Source organism: Brevibacillus sp. FSL K6-2834 (assembly GCF_038592925.1).
Classification (GTDB): domain Bacteria; phylum Bacillota; class Bacilli; order Brevibacillales; family Brevibacillaceae; genus Brevibacillus; species Brevibacillus borstelensis.
The window spans coordinates 3,131,899-3,146,095 of sequence record NZ_CP151945.1 but is presented as its reverse complement, the minus strand read 5'-3'; the positions used below and the strand labels follow the sequence as shown (position 1 = coordinate 3,146,095).

The 14,197-nt window shown below is 51.9% G+C and carries 14 protein-coding genes; all 14 read left to right on the top strand.

Features of this window, described 5'->3' with window-relative positions; translation table 11 throughout:
• The first annotated feature begins 6 nt into the window (after positions 1–6).
• The 14 genes from NST96_RS15605 to NST96_RS15540 all read left to right on the top strand — a co-directional run bounded on the left by NST96_RS15605 (position 7) and on the right by NST96_RS15540 (position 14,126).
• On the top strand, positions 7–741 hold the full coding sequence (locus NST96_RS15605) for an SDR family oxidoreductase (protein WP_342404169.1): 735 nt from the start codon (positions 7–9) through the stop codon (positions 739–741).
• A gap of 90 nt (positions 742–831) precedes the next feature.
• Positions 832–1,101, top strand: a complete 270-nt coding sequence (locus tag NST96_RS15600) for a DUF3243 domain-containing protein (RefSeq protein ID WP_003385789.1) — start codon at positions 832–834, stop codon at positions 1,099–1,101.
• A 124-nt stretch (positions 1,102–1,225) separates the two neighbouring features.
• Positions 1,226–2,005 (top strand): YmfK family protein, encoded by a 780-nt coding sequence (locus NST96_RS15595; RefSeq protein ID WP_003385788.1) that lies wholly within the window; start codon positions 1,226–1,228, stop codon positions 2,003–2,005.
• Between the two features lie 18 nt (positions 2,006–2,023).
• On the top strand, positions 2,024–2,932 hold the full coding sequence (locus NST96_RS15590) for a RodZ domain-containing protein (protein ID WP_342404168.1): 909 nt from the start codon (positions 2,024–2,026) through the stop codon (positions 2,930–2,932).
• Positions 2,933–3,046: 114 nt separating this feature from the next.
• Positions 3,047–4,393 (top strand): 30S ribosomal protein S12 methylthiotransferase RimO, encoded by a 1,347-nt coding sequence (gene rimO / locus NST96_RS15585; RefSeq protein ID WP_003385786.1) that lies wholly within the window; start codon positions 3,047–3,049, stop codon positions 4,391–4,393.
• Entirely contained in the window at positions 4,394–4,969 is a 576-nt protein-coding gene (pgsA, locus tag NST96_RS15580; RefSeq protein WP_003385785.1) for a CDP-diacylglycerol--glycerol-3-phosphate 3-phosphatidyltransferase, read from the top strand.
• A 53-nt stretch (positions 4,970–5,022) separates the two neighbouring features.
• Positions 5,023–6,273: a competence/damage-inducible protein A gene (locus NST96_RS15575; RefSeq protein ID WP_122957668.1), complete on the top strand. Its 1,251-nt coding sequence runs from the start codon at positions 5,023–5,025 to the stop codon at positions 6,271–6,273.
• Positions 6,270–7,856 carry a DEAD/DEAH box helicase gene (locus NST96_RS15570; RefSeq protein WP_003385783.1) on the top strand — a complete coding sequence of 529 codons (1,587 nt, stop codon included), beginning with the start codon at positions 6,270–6,272 and terminating at the stop codon, positions 7,854–7,856. Before NST96_RS15575 ends, NST96_RS15570 begins: the two co-directional genes overlap by 4 nt.
• A gap of 162 nt (positions 7,857–8,018) precedes the next feature.
• A complete protein-coding gene (recA, locus tag NST96_RS15565; protein ID WP_003385782.1) occupies positions 8,019–9,077 on the top strand; it encodes a recombinase RecA in 1,059 nt (352 codons plus the stop codon).
• Positions 9,078–9,142: 65 nt separating this feature from the next.
• A complete protein-coding gene (locus NST96_RS15560) occupies positions 9,143–9,784 on the top strand; it encodes a RecX family transcriptional regulator (protein WP_003385781.1) in 642 nt (213 codons plus the stop codon).
• Positions 9,785–10,060: 276 nt separating this feature from the next.
• A complete protein-coding gene (gene rny, locus NST96_RS15555) occupies positions 10,061–11,617 on the top strand; it encodes a ribonuclease Y (RefSeq protein WP_031932891.1) in 1,557 nt (518 codons plus the stop codon).
• Positions 11,618–11,868: 251 nt separating this feature from the next.
• The gene (locus NST96_RS15550; RefSeq protein WP_024983816.1) at positions 11,869–12,663 is read left to right on the top strand and encodes a TIGR00282 family metallophosphoesterase; all 795 of its coding nucleotides are present in this window, start codon (positions 11,869–11,871) and stop codon (positions 12,661–12,663) included.
• Between the two features lie 117 nt (positions 12,664–12,780).
• The gene (gene spoVS, locus NST96_RS15545; RefSeq protein WP_003385776.1) at positions 12,781–13,041 is read left to right on the top strand and encodes a stage V sporulation protein SpoVS; all 261 of its coding nucleotides are present in this window, start codon (positions 12,781–12,783) and stop codon (positions 13,039–13,041) included.
• Between the two features lie 146 nt (positions 13,042–13,187).
• On the top strand, positions 13,188–14,126 hold the full coding sequence (locus NST96_RS15540; protein ID WP_342404167.1) for a dipeptidase: 939 nt from the start codon (positions 13,188–13,190) through the stop codon (positions 14,124–14,126).
• Positions 14,127–14,197 lie beyond the last annotated feature (71 nt).

Here is a 14,197-nt window from a genome sequence, read left to right as displayed (position 1 = left end):
AGGTTTATGTACAGTACGCCGCCATGGGCATTGGTTACGGGAGCCTCCGGCGAGATCGGGCAGGCGATCAGCCTGGCTCTCGCCGAAAGAGGCATCCCGCTTTACCTGCATTATCATCAGTCGCCGCACAAGGTAGAGCCGATCCTTCAGGCTTGCCATGAAAAAGGGGTCTCGGCCTACGCCTTTCAGGCTGATTTGCGTCAGACTGACCAGATCGCCGGGATGTTCGCAGCAATGATCACCCCACCGCTGCTCATCGTCAACAATGCATCGGTCGATCACGTAGGCCTTTTTGCTGACGTGTCGCCCATGCAGTTCGATGACTTGATCGCGACCAACGTACGGTCCGCATTTTTTGTGACCCAGGCTGCACTGCCCGCTATGCTTCGCGAGCGCTTTGGTCGGATTGTCAACATCTCCTCCATCTGGGGGATGACGGGAGCGTCCTGCGAGGTGCTTTACTCGCTTGGCAAGGGAGCGGTCAACTCCTTTACGAAGGCGCTGGCCAAGGAGCTCGCGCCAAACGGCATTACCGTAAACGCGGTTGCCCCCGGTGCCATACAGGGCGGCATGATGAACCGGTTTTCACCCGAGGAAGTGAGTATGCTTGCAAGCGAGATTCCGGCCGGACGTCTGGGCACGCCAGAGGAAGTTGCGGCCGTCGCAAGGTTTTTGCTTTCTGCGGAAGCCGGTTACGTGACCGGGCAGATCATCAGTCCGAACGGCGGTTGGTACGCATAGAAAATCGTGCATATTTTTCCCTGCTTGTTGGAACTCTACCAATGTAACGGTCGCATAGGGGACCGCAATGCATAGGAGGAGGGAAAATACATGTCAGTTCTTGACAATTTTCGCGATTGGAAAGCGTTTCTCGGCGAGCGGGTTGAGCAGGCGAAGCAAGCGGGGATGGAGAGCGACACGCTGCAAAATGTAGCCTATCAAATCGGGGGCTACCTGGCTGAGCAGGTCGATCCGAAAAACGATCAGGAACGCCTGCTGAAGCAGCTCTGGGACGCCGGCGACGAAGAGCAGCAGAAGGCGCTCGCTTCTCTGATGGTCAAGCTGGTCCAAGATCCAAACAATGTAAATCGCGGCAATTAAATAGGGTCGTAATGAATCACAAATCCCCGTCTTTTGGGGATTTTTCTTTTCCGTCCATTGTCGATTATTCGGAACGTGTTATACTACTTAGGAAGAGAAATTTGGGTGTCGGAGAGGATCGGGCATGGAAGCGCAAAAAGAGTGGTACATGGAATACGAAATTTCAAAAAATCGCCCCGGTTTATTGGGAGATGTCGCATCCATTTTGGGGATGCTCGGGATCAACATCGTGACGATCAACGGTGTTGACGATATGCGAAGGGGAATGCTGCTCACGACGGATGATGACGAGAAAATGGAAGTTCTGCGCAATGTTATCCAAAAGATGGACAAGATAACGATAACGCGGTTGCGTCCACCCACGATGCTCGACCGGTTGGCGGTTCGGCACGGCCGTTATATCGAGCGTGACAGCGAAGATAAAAAGACATTTCGTTTCGTGCGGGATGAGCTGGGCTTGCTCGTCGATTTCATGGCAGAGATTTTGAAGCGGGAAGGACATCAGCTCATCGGAATCCGGGGAATGCCTCGCGTAGGCAAGACGGAATCGATGATTGCCGCCAGTGTTTCTGCCAACAAGCGATGGACCTTTCTTTCCTCAACCCTGCTCAGACAGACGGTCCGCAGCTCGCTTGCCATTGATGAGATGTCCGCTGATCATGTATATTTGATTGACGGGATTGTTTCCACCATGCGTGCGACAGAGAAGCATCATTCTCTCCTGCGGGAAGTCATGAGCTTTCCGGCAGCCAAAATTATCGAACATCCCGATGTCTTCGTGCGGGAGTCGGAGTACGAACTGTCAGAGTTCCATTACATTATCGAGCTGCGGCAGCACCCTGATGAGGAAATTACATACGAACTGATCAACAACCGCGGATTCGACAATTTTGACATGACATAAGATGAAGGAGGGTAAGCTGTGTCTGAGCTAGGTCAAGTACTAAAAGAGGCCCGCGAAGAAAAAGGAATTACGCTCGACGACATTCAGCGGATCACAAAAATTCAACGGCGTTACTTAGAAGCCATTGAAAGGGGCCATTTGCACGTACTGCCCGGCCACTTTTACGCGCGCGCGTTCATCAAGAGCTATGCGGAAGCTGTTGGGCTAGATCCAAACCATATCATGAGCCATTTCCAGTCGGACCTGCCAGCCCAACCTCCACAGGAACAATTGGAACGGCTCCGCCGGCGGCGAGTCGCTACAACAAGCAATCCGCTTCAAGCAGGCAAGTGGGTTACCAAGACGCTGCTGGTGCTCTTTGTAGGGCTGATCATCGGGGTTATTTACGTAGCTGCTGTCAATAGCGACGGGTTTTCGACGCAGCCGGTTCCCGGAGGCAATTTGAATCCAGGGGCAGAGGTTGTAGGACCGGGCCAGGCAGGAAATCCGACACCAGTGCCACAAGTGCCACAGGCGCAAACCCCCAATCCGCCTGCTGTAACGCCGGAAACAACGCCGGATAACGGTTCGACAGCACCGGTTGTTCCGGAGGAGGTGCCGCAGTCGGTACTGACGTTTGAATCCCAGCAAGGTTCTCTGTACAAGTACACCCTGACTGGCGGCGACAAAATCAAAGTAAAAATAAAAGCGGTTGGAGAAAACTGCTGGTATGGCGCGGCGGAGGCGAAGACGACGAAATTCCCGAAACAGGGTACGCTGACCAAGGATCAGGAAGTTGAGATCGAGCTGGGAAAAACAGCGTATATGCGTCTTGGCAAACCGGGTGCAGTGCAAGTGACCGTCAACGGAACGGCATTGGATACATCAAAACTGAAGTTCATGCCATCCAACGTAAGCATCACTTTGGGGCAGCCAGTCACTGAGTAGGCAAGCATTTTGCTTGCCTTTTGTGCGTTCTTCAACTTTGACACTCCGTTGTAGCTTATATTATACTGTATAGGTGTAATCTGGGCTGGTGTGACCAATTGGAGGAAATGAAGGATGACAGAGAAGGTAGGCTCACGAGAAAAAGTTGCGATCGTAACATTGGGCTGTGAAAAAAATCTGGTCGATTCGGATATGATGGCCCATTTGATAGATGAGAAAGGCTACGAACTGGTCGACAATCCTGATGAAGCGACTGTCGTCATCGTCAATACCTGCGGTTTTATTGATGCTGCCAAGGAAGAATCGGTCAACAAGATTCTCGATATGGCCGAGCTGAAAGACTCCGGAAAGCTGAAATCGCTGGTAGTGGCAGGCTGTCTCACGCAACGATACAAAGAGGATATCCTGAACGAGATTCCCGAGGTGGACGGAATTGTCGGTACGGGCGACTTCATGTCGATCACCGGCATTATCGAGGAATCACTTGCAGGAAAACGTCCGGTCTATGTGGGCAATCCCATTTTTACGTACGAGGAAGTAGTCAAGCGGAAAGTAAAAGCAGGCACCTACTCCGCTTATGTGAAAATTGCCGAGGGCTGCGACAACGCCTGTACGTTTTGCAGCATTCCGATCATGCGCGGAGGATTTCGCAGCCGCACGATCGAATCCATTGTGGAAGAAGCAAGGCATCTGGCCGAACAGGGCATTGTCGAAATCAGTCTGATTGCGCAAGACTCAACCAATTACGGAACCGATATTTACGACGGAAAACACATGCTTCCCGAGCTGCTGAACCGCCTGGCAGAGGTGGAAGGGATAGAGTGGCTGAGGCTTCACTACGCTTATCCGGGCTTCTTTACGGACGAGCTGATTGACGTTTTCGCCTCCAACCCGAAAGTATGTAAATACGTGGATATGCCCCTGCAGCATTCCGAGGACCATGTCCTTAAAAAAATGCGCCGCCCAGGACGCCAGCGGGATACACGTGAACTGGTGGCCAAGATCCGGGCTCAGGTGCCGGACGTGGCTCTCCGTACATCTCTGATCGTCGGTTTTCCGGGTGAGACCGAAGAGGATTTCGAGCGGCTTTGCGAGTTCATAAAGGACGTGAAATTCGATCGGTTGGGTGTGTTTACTTACTCCAATGAGGACGATACACCAGCAGCACGGCTTCCTGACCATGTCGATGAAGAAACAAAGGAAAAGCGAGCAAACATTCTGATGGAGATCCAGCGGGAGATTGCCGCTGAGCGGAACGGACGTTTTGTCGGTCGCGAACTGGATGTTTTGATCGAACGTTACGAAGGGCGCAATGACATTTTCGTCGGTCGCACCCAGTACGATGCACCGGAAATTGACGGTGAAGTGTTTGTTTCCGGCTACAAAGGCGAGCTGGGCAAGATCGTGAAAGTAAAGATTACGCACTCCTACGAATATGACTTGGCCGGGGAGGTAGTCTAGGTGAATCTCGCCAACCGCATCACCCTTGCCAGGATTTTCCTGGTGCCCGTAGTCATGTTTTTTCTGCTGGTGCGTTACAATATCGGGAGTTTTACCATCGGCAGCCTGACGATGACCTACAACGAGCTGATTGCGGCATTGGTTTTTATCCTAGCGGCCAGTACGGATGGTCTAGACGGCTACATCGCCCGCAAAAGAAAAATCGTTACCAATTTGGGGAAGTTTCTCGACCCGCTGGCTGACAAATTGCTGATCTCTGCGGCCTTGATTTCTCTCGTGGAAATGCAAAGGCTGGAGGCATGGATTGCGATTATCATCATCAGCCGGGAGTTTGCTGTTACCGGTTTGCGTCTCGTCGCAGCGGCAGAGGGACAGGTAATTGCAGCCAGCGCCTTGGGCAAAATAAAAACGTGGATTCAGATCGTGGCGATCACGGCCGTGATTATCCGCAACTTCCCGTTTGCTATTTTTGGGATTCCATTTGATACAGTAGCGATCTGGGCCATGGTAGTGATCACTCTATACTCGGGCTATGACTACTTCGCCAAGAATCGCAACGTAATCCAATACTCGTAAGAAAACGGGTATTGGACTCTTTTTTCAATCCTCAAAGAGAATGGATGAGGGGCATGAAAGCGGAGATTATTGCTGTTGGAACAGAGCTTTTACTGGGGCAGATCGCCAATACCAATGCGCAGTTTTTGTCGCAAAAATTGGCGGAGATCGGCGTAGGAGTCTATTTCCATACGGTTGTGGGCGACAACACCGAGCGGCTGATGCAGGTCATCAAGCAAGCTTCTGTCCGCTCCGACCTGATTATTTTTACCGGCGGTCTGGGCCCGACTCAGGACGATTTGACCAAGGAAACGGTCGCGGCACATATTGACGCCGGACTTGTGACTGATCCTGTGGCGATGGAACGCATTGAATCGTTTTTTCACCAGCGCGGCATTGTCATGACAGAAAACAATCGCAAGCAGGCGCTCGTTTTTGACCGCGGGCAGGTGTTTCCGAACGACACGGGGATGGCGCCGGGGATGGCAGCAGAGCACAATGGCCGTACATTTGTACTTTTGCCGGGGCCGCCGAGCGAACTGTACCCGATGGCCGATCGGTACGTCATGCCTTATTTGATCGGCTTGCTGCCGGAGCAGCAGGTGGTTCACTCCCATGTCCTGCGTTTTTACGGGATTGGCGAATCCGCGTTGGAAGAACAGCTGCTCGATCTGATTGAAAGCCAGGAGAATCCGACGATTGCCCCTTATGCCAAAGAGTTTGAGGTTACACTGCGGATTACGGCACGGGCAAAAACGGTGGCCGAAGCAGAGAAGCTGATCGAGCCGGTCGAGCGGGAGATTTACAGACGTTTGGGCGAATTTATCTATGCCAAAGGGGAAACCTCTCTCCACGAGGTCCTTGTAGAAGAGTTGAAACAAAACGGGAAGACCATCGCATGCGCCGAGAGCTGCACAGGCGGCAAAGTCGCCTCGCTAGTTACCTCCGTTCCCGGCAGTTCAACAGTCATGCGCGGGGGAATCGTATGCTATACGAACGATGCCAAGCGCGAGCTGGTCGATGTTCCCCAAGCTGTACTCGACACTGACGGAGCGGTAAGTGAGCAAACAGCAAGGCTGCTTGCCGAAAACGTGCGTCAAAAACTGCGCGCGACCTGCGGCATTTCGGTAACCGGTGTTGCCGGTCCGGACCCTTCAGAGGGCAAACCCGTGGGACTTGTTTACATTGGAGTGGCAATAGATGGACTGCCGACTGTTGTCAAAGAGCTCCGACTTGCCGGCAGAAGACACGCTATCGTGGGACGTGCTGCCAAATTTGCTTTATTCTACGCGCTTCAGCGACTAAAGAAAGGTGAACGTATATGACGATTTTTTCTGATTTTCCTTTACATAAATCAATTGTGCAAGCCATCTATGACATGGGCTTCGAGGAGCCGTCACCGATTCAGGCGGCGTGCATCCCGAAAGTGCTTGAGGGCGGAGACCTGATCGGTCAAGCCCAGACGGGTACGGGAAAAACAGCAGCATTCGGGATTCCGCTCGTGGAAAAAGTGACGCAAGGCAACAGAGTGCAGGCCATTGTATTGACGCCGACGCGCGAATTGGCCATTCAGGTAGCAGGCGAACTGATGCGAATTGCCAAGTACAAAAAAATCCGCACCCTGCCGATCTACGGAGGACAATCGATCGGCCACCAAATCCGTGCGCTTCGTCAAGGCGTGCAAGTGGTCGTGGGGACTCCGGGACGCGTGCTCGACCACCTGCGCCGAAAAACGCTCAGACTGGAAAATGTACATACACTCGTACTGGACGAAGCAGACGAAATGCTCGACATGGGCTTCGTGGATGACATCGAAACGATTATCAACCACCTCCCGGAAGAGAGACAAACCTTGCTCTTCTCCGCAACCATGCCTCCTGAGATCAAACGCCTCGCCAGCCGGTACATGAAGCAGCCGGAAACGATTGCAGTGAGCCGCGAGGAAGTGACCGCTCCCCTGATTGAACAGGTCTACTACAAGGTTTTTGACCGCAACAAGGTAGAGAGCCTTTGCCGCATTCTGGACAGCGAAGACGTCGAGCTTGGAATCATTTTCTGCCGGACGAAAAGAGGCGTAGACGAGCTGACAGAGGTGCTCCAGACACGCGGATATTTGGCGGACGGATTGCACGGGGACCTCTCTCAGGCGCAGCGGGACAAAGTAATGAATGCGTTCCGTGAAGGCTCGATCGAGTTCTTGATCGCAACTGATGTAGCTGCCCGCGGGATCGACGTCGGAAATGTCTCTCACGTCATCAACTACGACATTCCGCAGGACTCCGAGAGCTATGTCCACCGGATTGGACGCACGGGCCGCGCCGGACGCAAAGGTATCGCCATGACGCTGGTGACCCCTCGCGAAATGAGACAAATGATGTTTATCCAGAAACAGACGAAAGCGCAGATCATCTCCCGCAATGTTCCGTCCCTGGAGGAAGTGGCGGAGCGCAAGCAGGAGCAGCTAAGAGAGCAACTGATCTCGCTTCTGGAAAACGATACGATCGCCGAAATGTACGCGAAGGTCGCAGAATCGCTGACGGAACAGTATCCTCCTGAAAAGGTGGCAGCCGCAGCCCTGCATCTCGCCTTCCACAGTGAAATTGGCGAAACGGAAGAGGCTGAAGCCTACAACTTTGGTGAAACCGGCGCAGCAAAAGGCATGGTTCGTTTCTTCCTGAATGTAGGGCGCAACGCGAATGTTCGCCCGCAAGATTTGGTTCGCGAAATCTCCGAGTCTGTCGGCATCCCTGGCAAGGCTGTCGGCCGCATCGACATTTTCGAAAACTTCACGTTTGTCGAGGTGCCTGAGGAAGTGGCGCCGTTCGTATACGAGTCGCTGCGCCAGACGCGGATAAACGGCAAGCGGATCAACCTGGAGCCTGCAAAGCCGCGCGGCAAGCGCTCCTGATCCTTCTGCAAGGCTGGAAAATACCACCGAGCCCCGCATTTCGGGCAGGTGGTTTTTCTATGCGAATATTTGTTCGCAAAAAATACTTGGCAAACCCTTCTGTCTCGATGTATGATGAAGACAAGAAGATAACAGTAACGATTTGGAAAGGGAGTGTCGTATTTGTCAGACCGCCGCGCCGCTTTAGAAAGTGCATTGCGTCAAATAGAAAAACAATTTGGTAAGGGTTCCATCATGAAGCTGGGGGATATGGCGAACGTTCAAGTTTCCACCGTATCCACTGGCGCTCTAGCCATTGATATTGCTCTCGGTGTGGGAGGATTCCCGCGTGGCCGAATTATTGAAATTTATGGACCGGAATCTTCCGGTAAAACGACTGTCGCCCTTCATGCGATTGCAGAAGTACAGCGTCAGGGAGGACAGGCAGCATTTATCGATGCGGAGCACGCACTCGATCCTGTTTACGCCGCCAAGCTGGGCGTCAACATCGAGGAACTGCTGCTGTCCCAGCCGGATACTGGCGAGCAGGCTCTGGAAATCGCGGAAGCGCTGGTTCGTTCAGGCGCGGTAGACATCATTGTCGTCGACTCCGTTGCGGCACTCGTACCGAAGGCTGAGATTGAAGGGGAGATGGGCGATTCGCACGTCGGTTTGCAGGCCCGTCTGATGTCGCAAGCTCTGCGCAAGCTCTCCGGTGCCATCAACAAGTCCAAGACGATTGCGATCTTTATTAACCAGCTGCGTGAAAAAGTAGGGGTTATGTTCGGAAACCCTGAAACAACGCCTGGTGGACGAGCTCTGAAGTTCTATGCCAGCGTTCGCCTGGATGTCCGCAAGGCTGAATCGATCAAAGTAGGCAATGACGTGATCGGCTCCAAAACCAAGGTGAAGGTCGTCAAGAACAAGGTAGCGCCGCCGTTTAAGACTGCGGAAGTGGACATTATGTACGGCGAAGGGATTTCCAAGGAAGGAAGCATTCTTGATATCGGTGCCGAAATCGACGTGGTGCAAAAGAGCGGAGCATGGTATTCTTTCAATGATGAGCGTTTGGGCCAAGGCCGTGAAAATGCCAAGATCTACTTAAAGGAAAATCCGGCAATCGCAGCCCAAATCGAGGCCAAGGTACGTGAATACTACAGCCTGAACCCAGGTTCCATCCCGGCAACCGAACCGGTCGTCGATCCTGAGCAAGATGAGGAACCGATGTTCGATCTGGAGTAAACTGAAAATGTGGCAGCCTGTCGCTCTAGACAGGCTGTTCCTGTTTTGTGAGAGGGGAGAAGCCGATGAAGAGCGGCAAGATCACCGCTGTTCACCGCGATATAAAAAATAAGCATCGCTATCATTTTTATATCGGTGATGAACTGGTTTTCTCGGTCCACGAAGATATATTGGTAAAGTATCAGCTTGCCAAAGGCGTAGAAGTAGACGATGGGTTTGTGCGGGAAATCCTTTTGGCTGAGGAAGAGCACAGAGCATTTTTGCTTGCCCTGCGCTATTTGGGGATCAGACCGCGTACTTCCCAGCAGGTAGTCTCCTACCTGCAAGAGAAAGGGTATCCGCTGGAAGTGGCGGAAACTATTGTGAATCGATGCAAGCAAATGGGATATATCGATGATCAGGCCTTTGCGAGGCAATGGGTAAATGAACGGCTGCGGTTAAAGCCGAGAAGTCCGATGATGCTGAGGATGGAGCTGAAACAGCGGGGGATCGACAAGGAGACAGCCGAAGGAGCGATGAGCACAGTCACCAGAGACGATGAGCTTGGTGCCGCACGTGCACTGGTTCAAAAGAAACTGCGCCGCTTCGAAGGGGAATTAGATCGAAACGACGAGCAAAAAATTCTGGCCATGCTGTACAGGAAGGGATTCTCGCAATCAGTCATTCAGGAGATTCGCCGAGAGCTGAGAGAGCACGGTGCGGACTAGAATGGCTCCATTTGCATGTTCTTGACAATTCTTGTTCACAAATAATAAAATAGATATGTATTTACTAGCTGTATCATACCTTTTCGCTGATTTGATCGCTCGTACCCAGTGAACAACTGAAGAACCGTACGGGATGTACGGATTCAGCGGACCGAGTAAAATCGGTCCTGTTTTTTAGCCTTTCGTAAGAGCGATAGAACAGCAGTACGCCGTGAATAACGAATGCTTGGAAAGCGGGGAGATGTCTTACCACAAGGAGGTGAAACAAGAAAGCCTATGAGTGCCATTTTTGAAAACTCCATAGTTATGATGATTGTGCTTGTTGCCGTGCTGCTTGTCGGACTTGCCATTGGCTACTTCGTACGCAAATCCATCGCGGAGGCAAAAATCTCCAGCGCTGAGGAAGCGGCACGACAGATCGTGGAAGAAGCCAAACGGGACGCGGAAGCCGTCAAGAAGGAAAAGGTGCTGGAAGCGAAGGATGAAGTATTCAAACTTCGTTCCGAAGCAGAGACGGAACTGCGCGAGCGGCGCAACGAGATCCAGCGCCAGGAACGCCGCATTCTGCAAAAGGAAGAGGCGTTGGATCGCAAAATGGAACAGCTGGAGCGCAAGGAAGAAGAATTGGCCGAACGCGACAGAACCATTGCGGACATGCAAAGCAAGGTGGAGCACTTATATAAAGAGCAGGTTTCAGAGCTGGAGCGCATCTCCGGTTTGACGCAAGAAGAAGCGAAAACCATCATTCTGACTGAGGTAGAGCACACGGTTCGCCACGAGATGGCCGTCATGATCAAAGAGATCGAGACCCAAGCCAAAGAGGAAGCCGACAAACGCGCTCGCGAAATCATCACAACGTCGATTCAACGTTGTGCTGCAGATCATGTGGCGGAAACAACCGTTTCGGTCGTCACGTTGCCGAACGATGAAATGAAAGGGCGAATTATCGGTCGAGAAGGACGAAACATTCGCGCGTTGGAGACACTTACCGGGATTGATCTTATCATCGACGATACTCCAGAAGCCGTTATTTTGTCAGGGTTTGACCCGATTCGCCGGGAGATTGCGAAAACCGCTCTGGACAAGCTTGTTGCTGACGGACGTATCCATCCGGCTCGTATCGAGGAAATGGTTGAAAAGGCTCGTCGGGAAGTGGATGAGAGAATTCGTGAGTACGGAGAACAGGCTACTTTTGAAACAGGTGTTCACGGCCTCCATCCAGATCTGATCAAGATCTTGGGACGCCTGCGTTACCGGACCAGCTATGGTCAAAACGTGTTGAAGCACTCGATGGAAGTTGCTCATCTCGCCGGTTTGATGGCAGCGGAATTGAAAGAGGACGTGAAGCTTGCAAAACGGGCAGGCCTTTTGCACGATATCGGAAAAGCAATCGACCACGAAGTGGAAGGTTCCCACGTGGAAATTGGCGTCGAGCTGGCTAAGAAGTACAACGAACATCCTGTGGTTATCAACAGTATTGCATCTCACCACGGAGACACGGAACCAACTTCTGTTATCGCCATGCTGGTTGGAGCCGCGGATGCTCTGTCGGCCGCACGACCAGGTGCGCGCCGCGAAACGCTGGAAACCTATATCAAGCGTCTGGAAAAGCTGGAGGAGATCTCCGAGTCGTTCGATGGCGTGGAAAAATCTTACGCCATTCAGGCTGGACGCGAGATTCGCGTCATGGTGCAGCCTGAGAAAATCGACGATGCCGAAGCAACTCGTCTGGCACGTGAGATTACGAAGCGAATTGAAAATGAACTTGACTATCCAGGTCACATCAAGGTTACCGTTATTCGTGAGACCAGGGCAGTCGAGTATGCAAAGTAAAGTGGCAGATGCCACTTTACTTTTTTTTATCGTCGCTGTGGGGAATGAGCGGAGTCATAGTTGCTGCCCTTTTTCGAGCGAATAAAATGCTTCTTCATCACAAAAGAGCCAGCAGCGGCGCGTCAAAAGCTTCGATGGCCGAAATGTTTACGACCGTGCAAAGCCGTTGCGGAAGTGCCGGCGCCAAGAGAAGGGCCGCTTTTTTTTCTGCGAGCAAGAAATGCTATACTAGTACTTGAGGTGAAGGCGAAATGAAACTGCTGTTTATTGGAGACATCATGGGATCTCCTGGACGAGACATCGTCAAAACGTATCTTCCATTATTGAAAAGAAAGTACCAACCCGCTTTTGTGGTTGTAAACGGAGAGAACTCTGCTCACGGAAGAGGGATAACAGAGAAAATTGCCAAGGAGCTGTTTGGCTTAGGCGTCCATGCCATTACAATGGGAAACCACACTTGGGATAACAAAGAAATATTCGACTACATCGACGGTGAGCCTCGCCTGATCCGTCCCGCCAATTTCCCGCAGGGAGCTCCGGGCAACGGGATTACGTATATCAAGCAATCAGAAGGAGAGCTGGCGGTCATCAATCTGCAGGGCCGGACTTTTCTGCCGCCGCTGGACTGTCCGTTTCAAACGGCGGATCAGCTTGTAGAGCAGGCGCGAAAGCGTACCAAATACATCTTTGTCGATTTTCATGCGGAGGCAACCTCAGAGAAACAAGCGCTAGCTTGGTATCTGGACGGCCGGGTTACCGCGGTAGTCGGCACGCATACCCATGTGCAGACAGCGGACGAGCGGGTTCTCCCGCAGGGTACAGGCTTTTTGTGTGACGTCGGGATGTGCGGTCCGATGAACGGTATTTTGGGTATGGATCGCGAGGCCGTCATCAGAAAGTTCATGACCCAGCTTCCTGCGAGATTCGAGGTAGCCGGGGAACCGGCCCAACTGAACGCTGTGCTCATAACCATCGACAAAGCAACAGGGAATGCGAAGAAACTAGAGAGAATCCGAATTGACGCCGACCATCCATTTATGGAATAATAAGAATAAGATTTGAATTTTTTGAATCTTTCATGTGCAGTTGCAGGAATTTTTAGGGGTTATGCGAATATCATTCTAATGATGAGAGGATTCCTATCAGACGGGAGGTTCAAAAGGATGGAAGTATTAAAAGTTTCAGCAAAGTCTAACCCCAACTCCGTTGCTGGTGCCCTAGCAGGTGTGCTTCGCGAACGCGGGGCGGCTGAGATTCAAGCCATTGGCGCCGGGGCACTTAATCAAGCTGTAAAAGCAGTAGCAATCGCACGAGGGTTCGTAGCGCCGAGTGGTGTTGACCTCATTTGCATTCCAGCCTTTACCGACATCGTGATTGATGGAGAAGAGCGCACAGCAATCAAGCTGATCGTAGAACCCAGATAATTCCTAACTGAACATGCTTTGGACTGCCTGTTTGTTCGTAGAATGAACAGGTTTTTTTCATGTATACGAAAGCAGGGCAGGTATGGTACGGTTTGATTTGAGAGTGATGCATGTCAGAGAGCTTCTATAGATATGGAGGGGTGGCTGTGGGGATTTTTGATGCCCATTGCGACGTGTTGTCCAAGCTGTGGGAGAGACCGGAGCTTGATTTTTACCAGGGGCATGAGGAGCTGCAGGCAGGTTTCCCTGACCTCCAAAAAGGGAATGTGGATATACAAGTGCTCGCTTGCTACGTGCCGCAGCATGTTCCGTTCGGAAGGCGCTTTCAGGCCGTGCTGGAGATGCTTGACCTGTTTCATGAGCGCGTGGCGAGTGAACAGTTCCGTCCAATTCTAAGCAACGCTGATTTGGAGGAATGTGTATTAAAGGGAACCAAAGGGGCTATTCTGTTTGTAGAAGGGGCGCATGCACTGGAAGAAAGCCTGGTTCAACTGAGAACTTGGCACCGTCTGGGTTTGCGAGGCATGACCTTGACCTGGAATCACGGAAATGCCGTGGCGTCAGGCTGCCAGGAACCGAATCCGGGAGGCTTGACAATGTTCGGCAGAAAGGTGATTGCGGAAATGAATCGCCTGGGGATGGTGATCGATCTCTCACATGTGGCCGAGCCCGGTTTCTGGGATACACTGGAGCTGTCGAAAGATCCGGTCATCGCTTCCCATTCCAATACCCGCAGCATATGTGATCATCCGCGCAACCTGACCGATGAGCAGATCAAAGCGCTCATTGCCAATAAAGGCGTGATGGGCCTGACCTTTGTAGACTTCTTTGTCACCTTGGAAAAGAGAACGGTCTGGATCGACGACCTGCTTCGTCACTTGGATCATGTTTGCGCTTTGGGAGGAGTCGACCATGTTGCTTTCGGCTCCGATTTTGACGGCATCACGACAACCTTTGGAGACCTTGCCAGAGCGGGCGATTACCACAATCTGGTGAATGCGCTCCAGAAGCGTTATAAAGAGGCGGAAGTACAGAAATTTATGCGTGAAAACTGGTTGCGTGTTTTCCGAAACGTGCTACAATAGTCATTGAGAACATTAATGTACCAAGTTCAACGTTTTATTCAGGTCAAAGTTAAGTTGAGTAAAAGCACTTG

What these genes read in the sequence shown, in the direction of transcription:
- NST96_RS15595 (WP_003385788.1), top strand. Translation starts at nt 1,226, where the DNA reads ATGGAAGCGCAAAAAGAGTGGTACATGGAATACGAAATTTCAAAAAAT.
- rimO (WP_003385786.1), top strand. Translation starts at nt 3,047, where the DNA reads ATGACAGAGAAGGTAGGCTCACGAGAAAAAGTTGCGATCGTAACATTG.
- NST96_RS15560 (WP_003385781.1), top strand. Translation starts at nt 9,143, where the DNA reads ATGAAGAGCGGCAAGATCACCGCTGTTCACCGCGATATAAAAAATAAG.
- NST96_RS15605 (WP_342404169.1), top strand. Translation starts at nt 7, where the DNA reads ATGTACAGTACGCCGCCATGGGCATTGGTTACGGGAGCCTCCGGCGAG.
- NST96_RS15575 (WP_122957668.1), top strand. Translation starts at nt 5,023, where the DNA reads ATGAAAGCGGAGATTATTGCTGTTGGAACAGAGCTTTTACTGGGGCAG.
- NST96_RS15570 (WP_003385783.1), top strand. Translation starts at nt 6,270, where the DNA reads ATGACGATTTTTTCTGATTTTCCTTTACATAAATCAATTGTGCAAGCC.
- NST96_RS15550 (WP_024983816.1), top strand. Translation starts at nt 11,869, where the DNA reads ATGAAACTGCTGTTTATTGGAGACATCATGGGATCTCCTGGACGAGAC.
- NST96_RS15600 (WP_003385789.1), top strand. Translation starts at nt 832, where the DNA reads ATGTCAGTTCTTGACAATTTTCGCGATTGGAAAGCGTTTCTCGGCGAG.
- spoVS (WP_003385776.1), top strand. Translation starts at nt 12,781, where the DNA reads ATGGAAGTATTAAAAGTTTCAGCAAAGTCTAACCCCAACTCCGTTGCT.
- rny (WP_031932891.1), top strand. Translation starts at nt 10,061, where the DNA reads ATGAGTGCCATTTTTGAAAACTCCATAGTTATGATGATTGTGCTTGTT.